The organism is Vibrio sp. Y51_MX_L26 (genome assembly GCF_024181935.1).
In the GTDB taxonomy this organism is placed as follows: Bacteria; Pseudomonadota; Gammaproteobacteria; order Enterobacterales; family Vibrionaceae; genus Vibrio; species Vibrio diabolicus.
On the sequence record NZ_JAMZAS010000019.1, the window covers coordinates 1 to 21262 of the forward strand.

Sequence of the window (21262 nt, forward strand, 5' to 3'; positions counted from 1 at the left end):
TTTTGGACACTTGCTGATTACAAGCGAGTGATACCACTGCGGAGTGGTAGTTCAGTTGGTTAGAATACCGGCCTGTCACGCCGGGGGTCGCGGGTTCGAGTCCCGTCCACTCCGCCACTTAATATCGACAACCTCGCCCATGCGAGGTTTTGTCAAATCTAGAATATAAGAATTCTACAGGGGTGTAGCTCCAATTGGCAGAGCAGCGGATTCCAAATCCGCGTGTTGGGAGTTCGAATCTCTCCACCCCTGCCATATATCAAGGCTCTGACTTAGGTCAGAGCCTTTTTTGTATCTGCTTGCCACTATGCATGTGTCCTCTCATCCCACCTATATGACTTTTTGCTGCCTGCTGCTCTTTGTAAGTATTTATTAGCTACTCGAACTCACCAACCTATTAGACTAGTCGTTATAACCAAGTGCTCCGAAATGTTAGTAATAATTGAGAATCATTATTTATATTTAGTTACACTCAACCGATCTGGATTAATGGGTAACTATGTATGGATATATCTCGTCGACGCTTCCTTCAATCATCCTTAGCAATCTCTGCGCTTACCGTTCTTCCTGCATGTTCTCTATCTCGGAGTACTAATAAGGGGCAACATATATACGATATCACTGCAGAGCCTTCTACGGCTGAACTAGTGCCCGGTTTCAATACTGAGGTATTAGCTTTTAATGGGCGTATACCTGCACCGATAATTCGTTGCCGACAAGGGGAAAAGGTAACAATCAACTTCATCAATAAGCTATCAGAGCCGACGACGATTCATTGGCATGGCTTGAGGATTCCTATTGAAATGGATGGAGTTCCGTTTTTAAGCCAGGCTCCTATCATGCCCGGAGAGACTTTTACGTATGAGTTTATTCCGCCAGATGCAGGTACGTTTTGGTATCACCCACACATGAACAGCGTTAAGCAGCTTGGTATGGGGTTGGTTGGGCTAATAATTGTTGAAGAGGCTGAGCCTGTTCAGTTTGATGAAGAGCATGAAGTCGTCCTCAAGCATTGGCATTTAGACAAGCAAGGACAGTGGAAGAATCTAATGGTGCCGCGCTTGAGTGCACGTATGGGAATGCCAGGAGAGTGGAGTAGCGTCAATGGTATTCATGAGCCTCTTTATACGCTGAAGCAGAACGCGACTACGCGATTAAGAATTGCTAATGTCGATAACACCATTACCTATCCGATCGCGATTGAAGGCACAGAGGCTTGGGTTATTGCTATCGATGGCAATCCAGTTAAAACGCCTTATAGGCTCACTCAACACAAAATTGGTCCGGGAATGAGATTGGATATCGGATTGATTGCTCCGAAGGCTGGAGAGCGTGTTTATGTGCGTCATATGAAAGGGCGCTTCCCATTCTCTTTGTGTAAGTTTGAAGTTGTTGATTCTGACCTGCCAAGCAACAAGAAACTGCCTTTATTGCCTCTCAACCCTGTGCCTGATCTTGATTTGGAAAATGCGGAGCAAATCGATTATGTGTTTGAATGGGAGGGGGCGATCACTCCTGTCGATAAATCGGGCAAAGCGATACCTAAATTCTGGCTGATGAACAAACGGGCTTGGGAGGGAATGAGCATAGATAATATCCCTGCGCCACTTTCAACATTGGAGCTTGGAAAAACCTATATCTTCAATTTGAAGAACGTTACTCAATATCATCATCCTATTCATCTTCATGGGCATACATTTACTGTTCTTGAGTTAGATGGAAAGAAACTCGACGAACCGTTCCATACCGATACGGTTTTACTTGGAAAAAATGGCAGTGCCAAAGCTGCCTTTGTTGCTAACAACCCTGGACGTTGGATGTATCACTGCCATGTTATTGAGCACATGAAAACCGGTTTGATGGGGTATATTGAAGTAAAGTGACTCCTGTAACTTTTTTAATCTCAGCGTGTTTTAAATGCAATACGTTGTCGAATTCTAAAATTTCACCATCAATATTGCTTTAGTTTTGGTTACAATATCGTCATCAATAGTGTTGGGGGAATTATGGGGCAGTTTTCCATTCTTGGTTTTATTGCACTAGGTGGTGCTTTCGGTGCGTGTTCTCGTTACTTGATATCTGAACTGTGTATCATTTTATTGGGGCGTGGTTTTCCATACGGTACGTTAACCGTTAATGTAGTCGGTTCATTTATAATGGGCTTGTTGATTGCTGCGTTCGACAATGAACTGTTGGCAACAGAACCTTGGCGACAAGTGATTGGTTTGGGCTTTTTAGGGGCACTGACGACGTTTTCCACCTTTTCTATGGATAATGTTTTACTTATGCAGCAAGGTGCGTTTTTTAAGATGGGGTTAAATATTTTATTAAATGTGGTGCTGAGCATCTCTGCTGCGTGGATCGGTTTCCAATTATTGATGCGCAGCTAGCAAAGTAGTTAAAAATTAAACAGGTCGGCTTGGTTTAACCAGGCCGTTTTTATATACTGATATCACTTGTCGGAGTGCCATAAGGCTGAGACCGTTAATTCGGGATCCGTTGAACCTGATCAGATTAGAATCTGCGAAGGGAACAAGAGAAGATATTTATACCGGAGTTCTTTCTGGTTGACCTATCAAATAGTCGAATGTTGTTATAGGCAAATTATTTAAGCTTTATTTAGCCTTAATTTGACTCCTCTTGTCGCATCTATCCGCCAAGCATTTTTATCCAATTACTTTTTATCTAGTATAACAAAGCAAGGAAAAATGCTATGTCGAGTCGCAAACAAGCGAGACTGGAAGCAAAACAGTTTATTGAAACACTCTCGGTACAGCCGTACCCAAATTCCACAAAAGTATATGTAGAAGGTTCACGTCCAGATGTTCGTGTACCTATGCGTGAAATAGCGCTAGCAGATAGTCTGATTGGTGGCACAAAAGAAGCGCCTATTTTCGAGCCGAATGAAGCCGTCCGAGTCTACGATACGTCAGGTGTTTATACTGATCCGAACTACGATATTGACCTTTATAGCGGCTTACCAAAGCTAAGAGAAAGCTGGATTGAAGAGCGAGGTGACACAGAGTTACTCGATGAAGTAAGCTCGGTGTACACCAAAGAACGCTTAGAAGACGGAACACTAGACGATCTTCGTTACGGCAATCTACCACGTATTCGACGTGCCAAAGATGGGCAATGCGTCACTCAACTGCACTATGCTCGCAAAGGTATTATCACCCCAGAAATGGAATTCATCGCGCTGCGTGAAAACATGGGTCGTGCCAAGTACCGTGATGATGTGCTGAATCAACAGCATCCTGGTCAAAGCTTTGGAGCGAATCTTCCAAAAGACATTACCGCCGAGTTTGTTCGCAAAGAAGTTGCCGAAGGTCGCGCGATTATCCCTTCTAATATCAACCACCCAGAATCCGAACCAATGATCATTGGACGTAACTTTTTGGTCAAAGTGAACGCCAATATCGGTAACTCATCGGTGACGTCTTCGATTGAGGAAGAAGTTGAGAAGCTCGTTTGGGCGACACGCTGGGGTGGGGATACCGTTATGGATCTCTCTACTGGACGTAACATCCACGAAACTCGCGAGTGGATTCTGCGTAACAGCCCGGTTCCGATCGGTACCGTACCTATGTATCAAGCGCTGGAAAAAGTGAATGGAGTTGCCGAAAACCTTAACTGGGAAGTGATGCGCGATACTCTGATTGAGCAAGCAGAACAGGGCGTTGATTACTTCACTATCCATGCCGGTTTACTACTTCGCTATGTGCCAATGACTGCAAAGCGTGTTACTGGCATAGTCTCTCGTGGTGGTTCTATCATCGCGAAATGGTGTTTAGCGCATCACCAAGAAAGCTTCTTATACACCCACTTCCGAGAGATCTGTGAAATCTGTGCCAAGTATGATGTGGCACTTTCTCTCGGTGATGGTCTGCGCCCTGGTTCGGTTGCCGATGCTAATGACGAAGCGCAATTTGCGGAGCTTCGTACTCTTGGTGAGTTGACTAAGGTTGCGTGGGAATACGACGTACAGGTGATTATCGAAGGTCCTGGCCATGTTCCAATGCACATGATCAAAGAGAACATGGAAGAGCAGCTAGAGCACTGCCATGAAGCTCCGTTCTACACCCTTGGTCCACTGACGACAGACGTCGCTCCTGGTTACGACCATATTACGTCAGGTATTGGCGCTGCCATGATTGGCTGGTATGGCTGTGCGATGCTTTGTTACGTAACACCTAAAGAGCATCTTGGCTTACCAAACAAAGAAGACGTGAAGGTAGGCATGATCACTTACAAGCTTGCTGCGCACGCCGCTGATTTAGCGAAGGGACACCCTGGTGCACAAGTTCGTGATAACGCGCTTTCTAAAGCTCGCTTCGAGTTCCGCTGGGAAGACCAATTCAACTTGTCACTCGATCCAGATACCGCGCGCGCTTTCCATGACGAAACTTTACCTCAAGAGTCCGGCAAAGTTGCTCACTTCTGTTCGATGTGCGGACCAAAGTTCTGCTCGATGAAGATTTCGCAAGAGGTACGAGAGTACGCGAAAGACACTGAGCAAGTTGCTGCGGACCAAGCTATCTCTATCAAAGTGCTTGATGATCCTCTTGAGGGGATGCGTCAGAAATCTCAAGAATTTAGAGACACAGGTTCTGAGTTATACCACCCAGCAGCACATGCCGAGGTAAGTGACTAATGAGCAAAATCCTTATTCCGTCATCATTGATTGAGCTAACAGGTTTAGTTCAACAATGTTTGTTGTTGGCGAGAGAACAGGGTTTTAGCATCGAAGACATTGAGTTGGGTGTGAGCCCAACTCAATCTATTCAGCTTGTTCGCGACCAACAGATTGCACATATAACGACTGATCTTATTGATGGGTATGACTCTGAGTCAGAGTGTTCATTTGTGCTCTATTACCGCTCTGCTTTATCGGTAAAAGCGTGTGCTAAGCAACTGTCGAAAGCGATTTATATTGGCATTGCTGATACGCAGGTATCCGATGAAAAGGAGAAAGTGCTTCAGCTTGATATCTGGCGTCACCCAACTAACGACGAAGTGAGAGCGCTTTCTGTTAAGTCCAAACTCAACGCAATGTTCGATCCCGAACATCACCTTGCTTGGATAGTAACGCTGACAGTACTCAATTTTCCTATCGAAGATGCGTTAACACTTGCTCGAGGAATGCTAACTCAACAAGCGAATGTTTCACGTGAAACACTGTTGAATGACAACTTCGACGGAGAGCGAACTACTCAGTGGGCTGACCAATTTGATGGTTTTCCCACTCCTGTACTGGAGGATAACCGACTAGGTATTCAAGTTGGTTGGTCTGCACAAGGTGAGAGCGTTAGCTTTCCAACTCTAACTAAGCAAAGTCTAGGGCTCTACCCAGTCGTTGATGATGTTGCTTGGATTGAGCGTCTACTGGCACTAGGCATCAACACTATTCAACTGCGAATCAAGAACCCACAACAAGCCGATTTAGAACAACAGATCATTCGAGCAATTGAGCTAGGTCGTCAGTATCAAGCACAAGTGTTTATCAATGACTATTGGCAGTTGGCAATCAAGCATGGCGCTTATGGTGTTCACCTAGGACAAGAAGACATAGAAGAATCGAATTTGGCTCAGCTAACTAAAGCCGGCGTTCGTCTTGGTCTTTCTACTCATGGTTATTATGAGCTACTGCGCATCGTACAAATTCATCCTAGTTACATCGCGCTAGGGCATATTTTCCCAACCACCACTAAACAGATGCCATCGAAACCACAAGGTTTGGTGCGCTTGGCTTTATATCAAAAGCTGATTGATAGCATTCCTTATACAAATACAGAGGCTGCTTTCCGTCCTGCAAAAGACAAAGCCGTTAGTGACTATGTGCTTGGCTTTCCGACGGTCGCAATTGGTGGCATTGATCAATCTAATGCAAACCAAGTTTGGCAAACGGGTGTTTCTAGCTTAGCAGTAGTGCGAGCTATTACGTTGGCAGAATCACCTCAATCCGTCATCGAGTTCTTCGCAAAACTGATGAAGGAAAGACAGCTAACGTTTACTGATCAGAATAGTGAATTGGCGCATAACAAGAGGGGCGAGCATGCTCACGGATAAGCAGTTCCTTCGCTATCAACGTCAAGTTGCTCTGCCTGAAATTGCTGAAAGTGGGCAAGAGCGTTTGAGCAAATCGCATGTGCTGATCATCGGTTGTGGTGGATTAGGGAGCGCAGCGAGTTTGTACTTGGCATCAGCGGGCGTTGGTAAATTGGTTGTGGTTGATGACGATGAAGTTGATAGCAGTAACCTACAGCGTCAGATCATTTATCGTGAACAAGACCTCCAAGTTGCAAAAACCGAAGCTACTGTAAAGCAACTCACTGAACTTAATTCTATGGTTCAAATTCGTGCTCTCAATAAGCGATTAGACAAAGCGCAGCTGCGGCTTGAGGTGATGCTGGCGGATGTGGTGTTGGACTGCACCGATAACATGCCAACGCGCCAGCTAATTAACCAAGTTTGTTTCGAGCAAAATACGCCGCTTATCTCAGCGGCGGCAATTGGTTGGCAAGGGCAATTCGCTGTTTTTGATTACCAATCATCAAGTGAACAAGAAGCGCAGAGTAAAGCCTGTTACCGCTGTTTGTATCCGTTTGACGAATTACCGCAAACGCAAAAATGCAGTGAGAGCGGTGTCGTCGGTCCGGTGGTTGGCACACTTGGTAACTACCAAGCGATAGCGGCAATTCAAAAACTGGCGACGGGAAAGTTTCATGTCGAGACTGCCAAGTTACACCTGTTCGATGGATTGAAGCTGCAATGGCAAACCATGGCGATAAGCAAAGACAAACAGTGCCAAGTGTGTGCTCAAATTTAGCTTACGAGTAATGGGTAGAATTAAGAGAGTGGGAAGCAATGACGTTATCAGAGCAACAAACAACACAGATGACCGCTGCTGACTTAGATGTGATCACTATTGTCATCAATGACCAGTCGCATCAAGTTGCCAGTGAGTCGAATCTACAGCAAATCATTAGTCAATTTGCGCTGCCTGAAATGGGCTGTGTTTTTTCAATTAATAACAATGTTGTGCCGCGCAGTGAGTGGGCTAGCACAGTTCTTTCACAGGGAGATAGCATCTCTTTGTTTCAAGCGATCGCAGGGGGTTAACGTCGATGCTTAAAATTGGTGATAAACAATTCGAATCAAGACTGTTCACGGGAACAGGGAAGTTTGCCAACAGTCGATTAATGGCAGAAGCGATTCAAGTGTCGGGATCTCAACTTGCGACTATGGCGTTGAAGCGTGTGGATGTGAACGACCAACAAGACGATATTTTGCTGCCGTTAGTACAAGCGGGTGTGAACCTATTGCCGAACACCTCGGGTGCAAAGAGTGCTAAAGATGCTGTGTTTGCTGCACAACTGGCGCGAGAAGCGTTGGGTACTAACTGGCTAAAACTGGAAATTCATCCAGACCCGAAGTACTTGATGCCTGATCCAATTGAGACACTAGCAGCCGCTGAGCAATTGGTTCGTGAAGGCTTCATTGTGCTTCCTTACTGTCATGCTGACCCAGTTCTGTGTAAACGATTGGAAGAAGTAGGCTGTGCTGCAGTTATGCCATTAGGTGCGCCGATCGGTTCCAACAAAGGGATAGTTTCTAACGATTTCCTAGAGATCATCATCGACCAAGCCAATGTTCCTGTCGTTGTTGATGCGGGTATTGGTGCTCCTTCACATGCCGCGCGTGCGATGGAAATGGGCGCGGATGCCGTGCTCGTCAATACTGCGATTGCAGCTTCGAGCGATCCTGTTGCGATGGCGAAGGCATTTAAGTTGGCGGTAGAGTCGGGGCGTATGGCTTATGAAGCCGGACTTGCAGGTAAGGTTTCTCATGCGGTTGCGTCGAGTCCACTGACGTCATTCCTAGATGAGCTTTAGTCCTAGATTGGTTTAGCTATTAAGCGAGGAAAACATGAGCTTCGTTGAGCAATTTAAGCAGCTTAATTGGGATGACATTTCGATGTCGATCTATGCGAAAACAGCACAAGATGTTGAGCGAGCATTGAGTAAATCCAAGCGTGATTTGGAAGATTTTAAGGCGCTAATTTCACCGGCGGCAGAAGCGTACTTAGAGCAAATGGCACAGTTGTCATACTCGGCAACTCGCAAGCGTTTTGGTAATACCATGTCGCTTTATATTCCATTGTACCTTTCTAATTTGTGCGCCAATGCTTGTACTTATTGTGGCTTCTCAATGGAGAATAGAATCAAGCGTCGTACCTTGAATAGGGACGAAGTGGCTGCAGAAGTTGAAGCCATTAAACGCATGAAGTTCGATAGCGTATTGCTGGTGACTGGTGAACACGAAACCAAAGTGGGCATGAAATACTTTCGCGAAATGGTGCCGATGATTAAGCAACGCTTTAATTATTTGGCGATGGAAGTGCAGCCGCTAGATCAAGACGAATACGCAGAGCTCAAGACATTGGGTTTGGATGCGGTGATGGTTTATCAAGAAACGTATCATCCTTCGACTTATGCTGAGCACCATTTACGTGGCAATAAGATGGATTTCGAATACCGATTGGATACACCCGACCGCCTCGCAAAGGCGGGCATTGATAAGATCGGTATTGGCGCTTTGATAGGATTGGAAGAGTGGCGTACAGATTGTTTTTATGTGGCAGCGCACTTGGACTATCTTGAGCGCACGTATTGGCAGACTCGTTACTCAATTTCTTTCCCACGTTTGCGTCCTTGTGAGGGCGCGCTCCAACCCAAATCAGTAATGACGGATAAGCAGCTTGTTCAGTTGATTTGCGCTTATCGTTTGTTGAATCCAGAAGTGGAGTTGTCATTATCGACTCGTGAGTCACCGAAATTTAGAGACAACGCATTGGCTTTAGGTATTACCAGTATATCTGCAGCATCGAAAACTCAGCCGGGGGGTTATGCGATGGATGATGTTGAACTCGAGCAGTTTGAGATCAGCGATGAGCGAAGCGCGGGTTCTGTGGAAGATATGATTCGAGCCAAAGGATTTGACCCTGTATGGCGAGATTGGCACTCAGCGTATTCTGGTTAAGCAGTAAATAAAGCCACTGGTCATCGTTATGTTTCACGTGAAACATAGGCAAAAAAAGAGGGTTGATGCAAAACATCAACCCTCTACTTTTTTCTAGCTTCTAGCTTCTAGCTTCTAGCTTCTAGCTTCTAGCTTCTAGCTTCTAGCTTCTAGCTGTGTGCTAAAGGTAGCGTTGCTTGACGAAGCCACTCTTTAACATCACCTTCGACTAGCGGGCTGATCTCATCCCATACTTTCTGGTGGTAATCATTCAGCCAAGCAAGTTCTGGACGAGTTAGCATATCAACGTTGATGTTGCGTTTGTCTATTGGGCAGCGTGTTAACGACTCAAATGACAGAACAGGGAAGTCACCGTTAGTTGGTGTTTCAACAACAAGCTCTAGGTTTTCAATACGGATACCAAACGCATCTGCACGGTAGTAACCTGGCTCGTTGGATAGCACCATACCTTCTGTTAGAGGCACGTCGATTTGCTTTTTCGAAATGCTCGCTGGACCTTCATGAACACTTAGGAAGTGACCAACACCGTGACCAGTACCGTGATCGTAATCGTAACCTTCCGCCCATAGGTGCTGACGAGCTAGAGTATCGATTTGGTAACCACGTGTGCCTTTCGGGAAACGAGCTCGAGCAACGCCAATATGACCTTTCAGCGCCAACGTAAATTGCTTCTTCATTTCTGAAGAAGGTTGACCAATCGCGATAGTACGCGTGATGTCGGTAGTGCCATCGAGGTACTGACCGCCTGAGTCCACAAGGTAAAGCGTGTTCAGTTCTAACTTACCAGGTTCAGGTTGGTTCTCGTGATTGTAGTGACACATGGCCGCGTTGCCGCCCGCGGCTGAAATGGTATCGAAGCTGAGATCCATTAGCGTAGGGTCTTCGCTACGAAATGCTTCCAGTTTGTCTGCTAATGTCGCTTCGTCATGCAGGTTACCAGCAGCAACTTCCGCATCTAACCAGCATAGGAACTTGCTCATTGCCACGCCATCGCGGATATGACACGCCTTCATACCCGCAATTTCAACCGCGTTCTTCGCCGCTTTTGGCATCAGACATGGGTCTGCTGCTGCAATCACGGACGCACCAGAGTTTTGTAGTACTAGCTTAAACCAAGCGTTACTGATTGCCGGGTCAACTAATACCTTTTTACCTGTCATGGCTTCAAGGCGAGATTGAAGTGCTTCTGGGTGGTGAACGGTCACACCGGTGCCTACGTGAGCGTCAAAATCAGCAGGTAGACGAGCAGGATCGAGGAAGTATTCAACGGTTGAGTCGGCATGCAGAATCGCGTGAGAAAGCAGAACTGGTAGGCGTGATACATCCAAACCACGTACATTCAGCAGCCAACAAATAGAATCTAATGCTGTGATCACAGCGCTATCTGCACTTGCTTTTTTAACCAGTTGGGCGATCTCTTGACGCTTACTCTCACTTGATTGACCGACGGCTTCTGTTGGCATCAGGCGAACGTCAGAGACAACAGGCGCTGGGCGGTCATGCCACAACTCATCAATTGGGTTGTTGGTCAGAATATTTAGCTCAAGCTTTCCAGCCAGTTTAGCTTGTGCCATGTCTAGCCAAGCTGAGCTGTGCATACGAGGATCAATTGCGACAGATGCGTTTGTTGGCAGGCTGTCTAGAACCCAATCTAAAGCTGGTTCTTCAATAAGGTGACGATATTCAAATAGGCCACCAGGGACTTGTTTGGTGACTTGAACGGTATAGCGGCCATCAACAAAGATAGCGGCTTTGTCTTTGGTGATTACCGCAGCACCAGCAGAACCAGTAAAGCCTGTTAACCAATGTAAGCGCTCGTTGTGCGCTGGGACGTATTCACCCAAATACTCGTCCTCGTGCGGAACCAGTAGGGCATCAATATTATGTTGTATAAGCCATTCGCGAATCGCATTCACGCGGCTGAGAGTTTCGTTGTGCATCTGTTTTATTCCTTCAAATTACCGCTCCTTCATGCTCAGGTGTGGGAGCTGTTTCCTTCTGCTTCATGCAGTTTATGATCAACGCAAGTTTGCAATGACTTAGGTTGAGTCGGAGTACAACTAGGCCATAGATGAGCCAAAAAGGACTACGACAGTTAAGCTACTCATTTTACCCGCTAAGCGCAAATTGAGAGCGGTATTTTTATCTAAGGTGATCAGTTTTTTGTGTGATCATCGTACGTAGCCAACCCAATGCAGGGTCGTTTTCTCTGTCTCGGTGCCAGAATAAAGTGTAAGCCATAGGTGGAAATTCTAGCGGGAGTGGTAGTACGACCAAATCAAGCTGTTTAGCAGCGAGCTGCACAAAATGGCTTGGGGCGGTAAAAATAAAGTCAGTGTAGGAGCATAAACTTGCGGCACTATTAAAGTCCGGAACGGTGACGGCAATATCGCGGTCGGCTCCAATATCGGCAAGGCGATAATCTAACAGCCAACGGTCGTTGCCGTCACAACGCACTTGTACGTGACGCAGGGCGAGATACGCTTCGAGGTTCCAAGGCTGTTTTAATGCTGGGTGATTTTTGCGAATAATACACATCTGGTGATCTCGATAAATTTCCAGTTCGCATATGTCATCGGGTGGCAGCAGAGTCAGCTTGGCATCATTAATATCGATGTCTTTTCCAGTTAAGCCTAAGTCTAGCTCGCCACGTTGCAGCATTTTAAAAGTATTATCGGACCAAGGGTGAGTGCTGATCGTCACCCCAGGGGCTTGCTGAAAAATCGCCGGTAAGAAATGAGGCAGAATCAGAGGGTAAACACTTTCAACCGCTGCTATTTGAAAACGGTATTCGCTACTTTGCGGAGAAAACTCTTCTGGTTGAGTCAGTACTTCTAACTGGTTTATCAACAGATCCAGTTTCGGTTTAAGAAATAAAGCGCGTGGTGTTGGTGTTAATCCATGCGAGTTTCGGGTGAAAAGTGGGTCATCAAATTGGATGCGCAGTTTAGCCAGTGATTTGCTCACGGCAGACTGACTCAAGCACAGTCGGTGGGCGGCTCGGGTGACATTTAACTCTTCTATCAAAACTTTAAAACAGACCAATAGATTTAAATCGATACGAGCCAGTTTTTCGACGTTCACGGTGAATTTCCTCTAAGGAATAATGCTCATGATTATACATCATTTCCATTCATATCATCAGATGATTAAGCTCTATCCAAAGTTCTTTATCCAATTCGGAGTGTTGTGTGCCTAGCCAGTTTTCTAATAGTAAAAAACAGATGGCGTTATTGACCCTTTTGGTTCTTTTCAGTCCTCTTGCGATTGATATTTATCTACCTGCTTTACCTCTTATTGCTTCCACTTTTCAGGTCGATAATGCGCTAGCACAAGACACGATCACTTGGTTCTTATTTGCGATGGGTGTCGGGCAACTGTTTGCTGGCCCTTTGGCAGATAAACTCGGACGTCGAACTGTTGCATTGGGCGGTATCACTATCTATGCGATGAGCGCTTTATTGGCGTGGAGTGCTCAAAATATTGAATGGATGTTGGTTTCCCGACTGCTACAAGGCTTAGGTGCGTGTGCGACATCGGTAGCAGCCTTTGCAACAGTTCGCGATATCTTTGGCCCGGAAAAAAGCGGCAAAATGATCAGCTATCTTAACGGCGCGATTTGTTTTATTCCGGCATTAGCTCCAATTCTAGGTAGTTGGTTAACTCAGCAATTTGACTGGCGTGCTAACTTTAGCTTTATGGCGGGTTTTGCTGTGGTGTCTGGATCATTGATGTTTTTCATGATGAAAGAGACCAACCCATCAACGGAAAAGCAAGCCGTGTTTAAGCTCAGCCGTTATTGGGCAGTGCTTAGTACGCCATCTTTTGTTTTCCATGCGTCACTGTGTTTAATGGCGATGGCGGTTATTCTTGCTTACGTTACCTCAGCACCGTCGGTATTGATGACGGGGATGGGGCTGTCGATGAATGAATTCACTTTCTGGTTTGGTGTGAATGCGGTGATAAACATTGCGGCATGTATGTTGGCGCCTAAGTTTATGGAGCGCGTTGGCACGCACAACACCTTGGTCACCGGGATCTCAACTCTGGGCCTCGCAGGTGTGATCATGCTAGTGATGAATGGTCAGAATACCGCGCTTTCTTTCATGCTACCTATCTTCATGTCTTCTGTAGGTTTTGCATTCATTCTGGGTGCTGCAGCAGGGAAAGCATTGGAACCGTTTGGTGACAAAGCGGGTACGGCTGCGGCACTGCTTGGGTTGTTCCAAATGAGTGGCTCTGGTTTGTTGGTTGGTACGTTGCAGCGTTTATCTTTGGAACCTCAAACACTGATCGCAATTCATATGTGGGTTCTATTGCCTGCGTTGGTGGTTCTGTTTACAAAAGCAGGTAAGAACTGGCATTCAAGCTTTGCGAAAGCGTAAATCAGTGTAATTTAGTATTTTCCAATGTAAGTAAGGCGTGTATATTTGTCGTTCAGACTTTTCCTGACACCATAACGGAACTCAAAAAGTAATGTCGTTAACCACGTATGAAATGGCTCGTATTCTAGAGCAAATGGAAGATTCACCAGAAAAGGTGATGTTTGGCAAGTTGCTTAATGAGCTGGGTAATCAAAGCTCCGAGCGTATTCGTAGTGCGGCTAAACAAGTACCTCTGCCAATTTTGCGTGATATCGTGTACCAATTCCAGCAAGTGATTGAGTCGCGCAAAGGTGAACAAGTTGAGCTGTTGGCAAAAGATCTTGCTCAACAGGGCATCTCAGCTGATGAGCTTCTTGCTTACTTAAATAAACAATAAAAAGTCCCCGCCACTGCGGGGATTTTTTTATCGCGTCAACTTGTTCTTTATAACATGGTCAATAGAGATAACTCCCGGTCCCCATACGATGACCACTAAAATCATGAATCCCCACAATTGATGGTCATAGAACCCTTTTTCCCAAAGTACAGGGTAAGAGATGACCGCGATGATATTGAACACAAACAGAATCGCAGCCATCGGGCGGGTAATTAATCCCAACGCTAAAAATACTGGCAGAATCAACTCGGCAGCCGTTCCCATGTAGGCCGCTAACTCCCAAGGCAAAAGTGGTACTTGGTATTCCAATTCGAATAGATACAGCGTGCTATCCCAAGAAGAAACTTTGATTAACCCTGAATTGAAGAACACCCATGCAACCCATAAGCGACAAAAGAGAAGTAGTAAAGGGACAAAGCCAGCTTGTAAGGTATTGATCAAGTCGTCGTACCGATTGACTAAGTTTTTAACCGTGTTCGTCATAGAGTGCTCCTTAGATTGATTTCAATGTAAAGCCGTCAACGAGATCGAGTGCCATGAGGCTATTAAGGTGAACGAGTAAAGTTTCGGGTATTTCGCTCAAACTCTGCTTCTGCTCTAAACATTGCAGCAGTTGAAAAACATCGGTATCGAGTGCGTGACATTGAGCTTCTCCATTGGCTTGAATCGAGATGACACCTCGCTGTAATTGATTGATATTGAGCTGTTCAAAATCTTGGTGTTGAATCGCATGAAAGAGATCAAATACGGCGTAGTTTGAGTCAAAGCTGCGGCTGCCAGTGCGCAAATGAAACACCAATTGAGGTTGTTGTTCTTCCGTCACTTGGGCAAGTGCAGATAAAGGGATTCGATTTGGTTTTTCGACTTTCTCATTCTGTATTTGTCTAGCTAAGTCCATATGCCATTCAAATCTTGCGACTTCAGGTGCGTACGGAGCTTGGGTCATGACCTGACTAAACTGCATAATCGTATCTTGAAAGCCAGCACCATAATGTACGACATTACCTTCAGCTAAGGGGTGAGAAAGTACGTGTTGGCGAGCAATTTGATCGAAGCACTCTTTTCCAACTAAGGCTTCAACCATTGGGTAGGTCGCTGCCAATACCTCACTCAAGCTGATGATAAAGTTATTGCGGTAAATCTGTATGCGTTCATCTGCGGTAAACTTGTCACTCACAATGTCGCATTCTTCACCGAGCGCTTGATAATGTAGGGCTTTAGCAAATTGACTCTGCAAGGTCGCAAGCTTCATGACGCTTTCCTTTTGCTCTTTTGGTCAATTAAATGATTTTTCTGCAATAGTGAGGATGCTTTTTCTGCTTCGCCAAGAAGTATTTCTGGTGCAGGAATATCCAAATCCCATTCAATCAGCGTATGGCGAGGGCCGTGTTTTTGTGTCCAACTAACGAACAGTTGCCATACTTCATCACTGACGGGACGGCTATGAGTATCAATCCAAATCTCACCTTTATCCAACGGCTTAATAGTAAAACCTGCCAAATGAATCTCGTCGACTTTGTCGGCTGGAATCGCATCTAGGTATGTGTCGCAATCAAAACCGTGATTGAAGGCGGAAACATATACGTTATTTAAGTCGAGTAATAAACGACAGTCGGTGCGCTTTTGCACTTCGGTAAGAAAATCCCATTCGCTGATGGTTGAATGGTGAAACTTCACATAACTAGATGGGTTCTCAATTAAGATTTCACGTTGTAGGTATTCTTGCACTTCAAGCACGTTACGAGTGAAGACTTGCAGCGCTTCTTCCGTGTAAGGCAAGGGAAGTAGATCATTGAAGTAGTGACCACCATTTTCACTCCAGCTTAAATGGTCAGAGACGAAGAGAGGGTCAATTGTATTTATCAATGCTTTTAGTTGCGCTAAATGTTTCGTATTCACACGTTCCACCGAGCCCAGTGACAAACCAATACCGTGGCAACTGATGTGGTAGTGCTCGCGTAATGCTTGTAGTTGATGGCGCTCTACTGAGTTGGGCTGAAAGTAGTTCTCGCTGTGGATTTCTAGCCACGACAGATCAGGTTTGTGTTGGCTAAAATAATCGAGATGAGGGGAACGTAATCCGACGCCAGCAAGAGGATGGAAAGAGTGATGTTTCACGTGAAACTCCTTTTCTGATTGGCGAGTAACCGGGGGCGTTGGTTAAAGTGCAACGCGCCCCACAGAAACTTGTGATGTTGAGTTATGAGCCGCTGGTGCTACCGCCAGCCAATTTGTCACACAATCCTTTAGGAACGACAACAAAAGCATCTTTTTGGTTGTCTTCTTTAGAGGTGCCCGCGCAAGAGCTGTTTTTCGTTGCGCAGTCATTTTTACCGGCTTTCGCCACGCCATAACACTTTTCTTTTTCTGCTGCGACAGCAGGGGTTGCGGTGAGCATGGTGCCACCAAGAGCAAGAAGGCCAGTAACAGCAGCAGTAACAGCAAGATTCGATTTTTTCATCATAATTTCCTCTGAGTGATTTCCTTTTACTTTCATTCGGCAAGTCGATTCGCCGTTTGGCGTACAACCTTTATCCACTTGCTTAAATTAAAAGATAGAGATGAGGCAGAAAAACTTTCATAAAAATAACTCTCGCGAATGGTTTTGGAGTGATTACCTTCGTTAACTCTTTGAATGAAAGATTAAAAAAACAACGAATTTTTTATCAAGTTTTGTCTAAACAGCACCCAGCTGTTTAGGTTATAATCGGTTTTTATGTATAAATAACCAGTAGCTCATCATGATGGATCCATCTCTATTACTCGACGGTCTAAACGATAAACAGCGTGAAGCCGTTGCAGCTCCTCTAGAAAACTTACTTGTCCTTGCTGGTGCAGGGAGTGGTAAGACTCGCGTTCTTGTTCACCGTATCGCTTGGCTTATGTCAGTCGAGCAAGCTTCTCCTTTCTCGATCATGTCGGTCACCTTCACCAATAAAGCGGCAGCAGAAATGCGTGGTCGTATTGAAGAGTTGATGATGGGCAGTGCATCTGGCATGTGGAATGGGACTTTCCACGGTATTTGTCACCGCATTTTGCGTGCACACTATCTTGATGCCAAGCTACCGGAAGATTTCCAAATCATAGACAGCGATGATCAGCAGCGCTTGTTAAAGCGTTTGATCAAAGCACAAAACTTGGATGAAAAGCAGTGGCCTGCACGCCAAGTTTCATGGTGGATTAATGGTAAGAAGGACGAAGGATTACGCCCATCGCATATCGACGCTTATCACGATCCAGTGACCAAAACTTATTTGCAGCTGTATACCGCTTACCAAGAAGCGTGTGATCGTGCTGGCTTAGTGGACTTTGCGGAAATTTTGCTGCGCGCGCATGAGCTACTGCGTGACAACAAGTTTGTGCGTGAACACTACCAAGCACGCTTTAAGCATATCTTGGTTGACGAATTCCAAGACACCAACAACATTCAATACGCTTGGCTACGCATGATGGCTGGCCCAGATTGTCACGTGATGATTGTAGGTGACGACGACCAGTCAATTTATGGTTGGCGCGGTGCAAAAGTCGAGAACATTGAGAAGTTCACGCTGGAGTTTCCGAGCGTGAACACCATCCGTCTCGAACAAAACTATCGTTCGACGAAGACGATTCTTGAAGCGTCCAATACCTTGATTGCGAACAACACTGAACGCATGGGTAAAGAGCTGTGGACGGATGGCAATGTGGGAGAGCCGATCTCGGTTTACAGCGCTTATAACGAGCTTGATGAAGCGCGCTTTGCGGTCAATAAAATCAAAGAGTGGCAAGAGAATGGCGGCGCATTGAATGATGCTGCGATGCTGTATCGTAACAACGCGCAATCTCGTGTTTTGGAAGAAGCATTAATTCAGGCAGGCTTACCGTACCGTATTTACGGAGGCATGCGATTCTTCGAGCGTCAAGAAATCAGAGATGCGTTGAGCTACTTGCGTTTGATGGCGAACCGCAACGATGATGCCGCGTTTGAACGTGTCGTGAATACCCCAACACGTGGTCTGGGCGATAAGACGCTAGAGACTATCCGTCGTGCAGCTCGTGATAGAGGGTGCACTATGTGGGAAGCCAGTCTGGCAATGCTCGATGAGCAAGTATTACCGGGTCGAGCAGCTGGTGCGTTAAGTCGTTTTGTCGAATTAATCACCGCGCTGGAAGACGATACACTAGAAATGCCATTGCACGAGCAAACGGACCACGTGATCAAGTACTCGGGTTTGTTTGCGATGTATGAGCAAGAGAAGGGCGAAAAGTCTAAAGCTCGCATAGAAAACTTGGAGGAGCTGGTTACCGCCACTCGCCAATTCGAAAAACCAGAAGAAGCGGAAGAAATGTCTCTGCTGACGGCATTTTTAACACATGCGGCTCTAGAAGCGGGCGAAGGTCAGGCGGACGAATTTGAAGATGCAGTCCAACTGATGACTCTGCATAGTGCGAAAGGTTTGGAATTCCCATTGGTATTCATGGTCGGTGTGGAAGAAGGTATGTTCCCAAGCCAGATGTCCGCTGAAGAGGCAGGGCGTTTGGAAGAAGAGCGCCGTCTGTGTTATGTGGGCATGACGCGCGCGATGCAAAAGCTCTACATTACTTACGCGGAAATGCGTCGCTTATATGGCCAGGACAAATACCACAAACCATCGCGCTTTATTCGTGAATTACCAGAAACGTGTTTGGATGAAGTGCGCATGAAGGCGCAAGTGAGTCGCCCTTCAAGTAGTGGACGTTTTAGCCAAACCGCAGTAAAAGAAAACTTCAATGAGACTGGTTTTTCACTAGGTTCTCGTGTGATGCATCCGAAATTTGGTGAAGGAACAATCATCAATTTTGAGGGCAGTGGCCCACAAAGCCGAGTGCAGATTGCTTTCAATGGTGAAGGCATTAAATGGTTAGTCACCGCTTACGCGAGACTGGAGAAGCTGTAGGGCTTTGTGAAAAAATGAACATAAGAGCTGCTTCGGTGGCTCTTTCTGTTTTGGCTGTTTTGAATCAACAAAATGCTGAAAGATAGGGAGCTAAATGACGCTATTCGAAAAGGCTCTTAGTCTAAATCGCTTATCTTTAGACAAAGAAAAACCCCGAGGGCTTACGCCCGTCGGGGTTATAGTCTTACTCGCAGCAATCCAGCTACTAAAAGTGCTCCATGCATCAAATCCTTGATAGCGTGCTGCATTCCTTCAGCTTAATCCTTTCGTCGCCTTCCTAGCGGTGTCCTTGACCTTATCCTGGTCTGCTAACCATCCTCGTTAGCTCTCATCACTTGTTCCCTGAGCGGTGTCCATGACATCATCCTGATGTTCAGTCCTTTCCTCGTCCAGAGGTGTCCATTTCCCGTCCTTAGTAGCAACCGTCCTAGTTGCTATTGATTCCGTTCAATGTCCAGTTTTGCAATCCATGCCCGACTATTCATCCTGAATACCCGTTTCTTCTTCCTGAAGTTCACCAAATCCGTGGTGTTTCCTGTTCCGTGTCAGCATCCTTCCGACAAGATTCATATTACGCTCTTCACGATTCTCAACAATGGTCGAAGCCCACATTTTTCTCAATCAAAAAGCGTTTGAAAAATAAACATATTTATATTATTCAATAGTTTATGTTTATTTGTGGGCTGTTTTACCATTAAAAAAGAGAGGTTTGCTCCACTCCTTGTGAGAGATCTCGCACAAGGAGTCGAGCAAAACAGGCCTATTTTCCGATTGCTGCTCCTTCTCGACGAGGATCTGCGGCACCTTCTAGTCCATCTTTTGTTATGCGTATCGCATGCAGTCCAGAATTCAAATCACGAACATTGGTTTTAAAGCCCATCTTCTCCAGCTCTGGCTGTAAGCCTTCTGCAGCGGTACCTTGCTCAATATCTAAGGTGCCAAAACGGTCGAGTAATCGTGGTTGATTGATAGCTTGTTGGATATTCATATCCCATTGCGTGTGGGCAATGATGGTTTGCGCCACGTAACCGATGATTCGACTGCCACCCGGAGAACCTATCGCCATGTAAGGTTTGTTATCTTTCATCATAATGGTCGGGGCCATTGAAGATCGTGGACGCTTGCCTGGTTCTATGCGGTTGGCGATTGGGATTCCGTCGTTATGAGTACGGAAAGAGAAATCGGTCAGTTCATTATTGAGCAAGAAGCCACGCACCATTAAGCGCGAGCCAAACGCATTCTCAATGGTGGTCGTCATTGAAACCACATTGCCTTGCTTATCGACGATATTGAAATGGCTGGTGGAAGGGAGTTCAATGGACTCGTCCATGCTTAAGTTCATTGCGTGCGACCACGGAGGATTGCCCGCTTCAACTTTGCTTAGTGCTTTGCCGACTTGGATCAGCTCTGCTCGCTGCTGGAGGTAGCTTTTATCGAGCAAGCCTTGAGTTGGCATCGGCACGTAATCTTGGTCTGCCATGTATTTACCACGGTCAGCAAACGCTAGACGCGATGCATCGGCGAGTACTTGCCAAGATTTAATGCTGTTGGCCCCCCAGCCTTTGAGATCGTACTGTTCAGTGATCGCCAAAATCTGACCAATGGTGAGCGCGCCAGAGCTTGGTGGTCCCATGCCGCAAATGTCATAGCTTTGGTATGCTGTACAAACCGGCTCACGTTGTCTGATTTGGTAGGTATCAAAGTCGGGTTGGGCTAATACACCGGGGTTACCCGGCGCGTTTTGTACCGTCTCGATAATGTCTCTGGCGATATCCCCATGGTAGAAGGCTTGGGCGCCTTGCTTAGCAATAGCACTCAGCGTTTGTGCGTATTCAGGGTTTTTTAATAGCGTACCTTCGGTTTTTGGCGAGCCATCCGAGTTAAAGAAATAGGCTTTTGTGACTGGAAAGCGTGATAAACGCTCGGCGTCTTTTTCTATCAAGCTTGCTAGGCGAGGACTGACTTTGAATCCTTGCTCCGCAAGCGAGATAACAGGCTGAATGATCTTTTTCCATTCCAGCTTGCCGTATTTCTGGTGGGTATCCCACAATAGTTTCACGGTGCCTGGTGTTGCGACAGAGCGTCCACCAACCACGGCATCGTAGAATTGCAATGGCTGACCGTTCTCATCTAAAAATAGCTTTGGCGTGACGGCGAGGGGGGCGGTTTCACGTCCGTCGTAAGTGGTCAGTTGTTGCTTTTCACTATCCCAATACACTAAGAACGCCCCACCACCAACGCCTGATGACTGGGGTTCAACTAAGCCGAGCATCAATTGCACCGCGACCATGGCATCTATCGCATTCCCGCCTTGCTCAAGTACGTCTGCACCCGCTTGGGTCGCCAGTGGGTTAGCAGCGGTAACCATATAATCTTTAGCTTTGACCAGCTGCTTTTGCTCAATGCCAGTGCTGTGCTCTGGTGCGACCGAATCTGCAGCTTGGTTAGCGAAGGCTTGTCCAGTGAAGGTGAAAGGGGAAGTAAGAAAAAGACCCGAGAGTACGAGTCGGTTAAATGTCCATTGCATGATGACTCTCCATGTT

18 protein-coding genes, 2 tRNA genes and 1 riboswitch are annotated in these 21262 nt (G+C 46.1%); of the genes, 13 read left to right on the plus strand and 7 right to left on the minus strand.

From position 1 onward, the window contains the following. The first annotated feature begins 40 nt into the window (after window positions 1–40). From NL645_RS22255 to thiH, 10 genes are all read left to right on the plus strand, one after another. Window positions 41–117, plus strand: a tRNA-Asp gene (locus NL645_RS22255). A gap of 61 nt (window positions 118–178) precedes the next feature. Continuing rightward, window positions 179–255 (plus strand) — tRNA-Trp (locus tag NL645_RS22260). A 248-nt stretch (window positions 256–503) separates the two neighbouring features. Beyond that, entirely contained in the window at window positions 504–1883 is a 1380-nt protein-coding gene (locus NL645_RS22265) for a multicopper oxidase family protein (RefSeq protein WP_253652432.1), read from the plus strand. Window positions 1884–2006: 123 nt separating this feature from the next. Further along, window positions 2007–2390, plus strand: coding sequence for a fluoride efflux transporter CrcB (crcB, locus tag NL645_RS22270; RefSeq protein ID WP_182037402.1), 384 nt, complete (start codon window positions 2007–2009; stop codon window positions 2388–2390). Window positions 2391–2450: 60 nt separating this feature from the next. Then, window positions 2451–2549, plus strand: a riboswitch (TPP riboswitch). Window positions 2550–2713: 164 nt separating this feature from the next. Then, window positions 2714–4654 carry a phosphomethylpyrimidine synthase ThiC gene (gene thiC / locus NL645_RS22275; protein WP_253652433.1) on the plus strand — a complete coding sequence of 647 codons (1941 nt, stop codon included), beginning with the start codon at window positions 2714–2716 and terminating at the stop codon, window positions 4652–4654. Then, window positions 4654–6069 (plus strand): thiamine phosphate synthase, encoded by a 1416-nt coding sequence (locus NL645_RS22280; RefSeq protein WP_253652434.1) that lies wholly within the window; start codon window positions 4654–4656, stop codon window positions 6067–6069. The genes thiC and NL645_RS22280 overlap by 1 nt, the downstream gene beginning before the upstream one ends. Beyond that, window positions 6056–6829, plus strand: coding sequence for a thiazole biosynthesis adenylyltransferase ThiF (thiF, locus tag NL645_RS22285; protein ID WP_253652435.1), 774 nt, complete (start codon window positions 6056–6058; stop codon window positions 6827–6829). Before NL645_RS22280 ends, thiF begins: the two co-directional genes overlap by 14 nt. A gap of 38 nt (window positions 6830–6867) precedes the next feature. Further along, complete coding sequence (thiS, locus tag NL645_RS22290) at window positions 6868–7122, plus strand: sulfur carrier protein ThiS (RefSeq protein WP_253652436.1); 255 nt, start codon at window positions 6868–6870, stop codon at window positions 7120–7122. Window positions 7123–7127: 5 nt separating this feature from the next. Continuing rightward, the gene (locus tag NL645_RS22295; protein WP_253652437.1) at window positions 7128–7895 is read left to right on the plus strand and encodes a thiazole synthase; all 768 of its coding nucleotides are present in this window, start codon (window positions 7128–7130) and stop codon (window positions 7893–7895) included. 34 nt (window positions 7896–7929) lie between these two features. After that, window positions 7930–9042 carry a 2-iminoacetate synthase ThiH gene (gene thiH, locus NL645_RS22300; RefSeq protein WP_253652438.1) on the plus strand — a complete coding sequence of 371 codons (1113 nt, stop codon included), beginning with the start codon at window positions 7930–7932 and terminating at the stop codon, window positions 9040–9042. 149 nt (window positions 9043–9191) lie between these two features. Here thiH and NL645_RS22305 read toward each other — a convergent pair whose 3' ends face one another. Both NL645_RS22305 and NL645_RS22310 read right to left on the minus strand, forming a co-directional pair. Continuing rightward, complete coding sequence (locus NL645_RS22305; protein WP_253652439.1) at window positions 9192–10982, minus strand: aminopeptidase P family protein; 1791 nt, start codon at window positions 10980–10982, stop codon at window positions 9192–9194. A 202-nt stretch (window positions 10983–11184) separates the two neighbouring features. Then, window positions 11185–12126 (minus strand): LysR family transcriptional regulator, encoded by a 942-nt coding sequence (locus NL645_RS22310; RefSeq protein WP_006743068.1) that lies wholly within the window; start codon window positions 12124–12126, stop codon window positions 11185–11187. 107 nt (window positions 12127–12233) lie between these two features. Here NL645_RS22310 and NL645_RS22315 point away from each other — a divergent pair, with 107 nt between their 5' ends. Continuing rightward, a complete protein-coding gene (locus tag NL645_RS22315) occupies window positions 12234–13427 on the plus strand; it encodes a multidrug effflux MFS transporter (RefSeq protein WP_005397036.1) in 1194 nt (397 codons plus the stop codon). 91 nt (window positions 13428–13518) lie between these two features. After that, window positions 13519–13803, plus strand: coding sequence for a hypothetical protein (locus NL645_RS22320; RefSeq protein WP_005397034.1), 285 nt, complete (start codon window positions 13519–13521; stop codon window positions 13801–13803). Between the two features lie 27 nt (window positions 13804–13830). Here the strand turns inward: NL645_RS22320 and NL645_RS22325 are convergent, their stop codons facing one another. The 4 genes from NL645_RS22325 to NL645_RS22340 form a co-directional block, all read right to left on the minus strand. After that, a complete protein-coding gene (locus NL645_RS22325; protein WP_012841278.1) occupies window positions 13831–14286 on the minus strand; it encodes a DoxX family protein in 456 nt (151 codons plus the stop codon). A 10-nt stretch (window positions 14287–14296) separates the two neighbouring features. Beyond that, window positions 14297–15055 (minus strand): putative DNA-binding domain-containing protein, encoded by a 759-nt coding sequence (locus tag NL645_RS22330; RefSeq protein ID WP_253652440.1) that lies wholly within the window; start codon window positions 15053–15055, stop codon window positions 14297–14299. Further along, window positions 15052–15921 (minus strand): DUF692 domain-containing protein, encoded by an 870-nt coding sequence (locus NL645_RS22335; RefSeq protein WP_253652441.1) that lies wholly within the window; start codon window positions 15919–15921, stop codon window positions 15052–15054. The genes NL645_RS22330 and NL645_RS22335 overlap by 4 nt, the downstream gene beginning before the upstream one ends. A gap of 82 nt (window positions 15922–16003) precedes the next feature. Then, window positions 16004–16264 carry a DUF2282 domain-containing protein gene (locus NL645_RS22340; RefSeq protein WP_104969962.1) on the minus strand — a complete coding sequence of 87 codons (261 nt, stop codon included), beginning with the start codon at window positions 16262–16264 and terminating at the stop codon, window positions 16004–16006. Between the two features lie 280 nt (window positions 16265–16544). Between NL645_RS22340 and uvrD the strand changes: the two genes are divergently transcribed. Further along, entirely contained in the window at window positions 16545–18719 is a 2175-nt protein-coding gene (uvrD, locus tag NL645_RS22345) for a DNA helicase II (protein ID WP_046874565.1), read from the plus strand. A gap of 760 nt (window positions 18720–19479) precedes the next feature. Here uvrD and ggt read toward each other — a convergent pair. Further along, window positions 19480–21246, minus strand: coding sequence for a gamma-glutamyltransferase (gene ggt / locus NL645_RS22350; protein ID WP_253652442.1), 1767 nt, complete (start codon window positions 21244–21246; stop codon window positions 19480–19482). Between the last annotated feature and the right edge of the window lie 16 nt (window positions 21247–21262).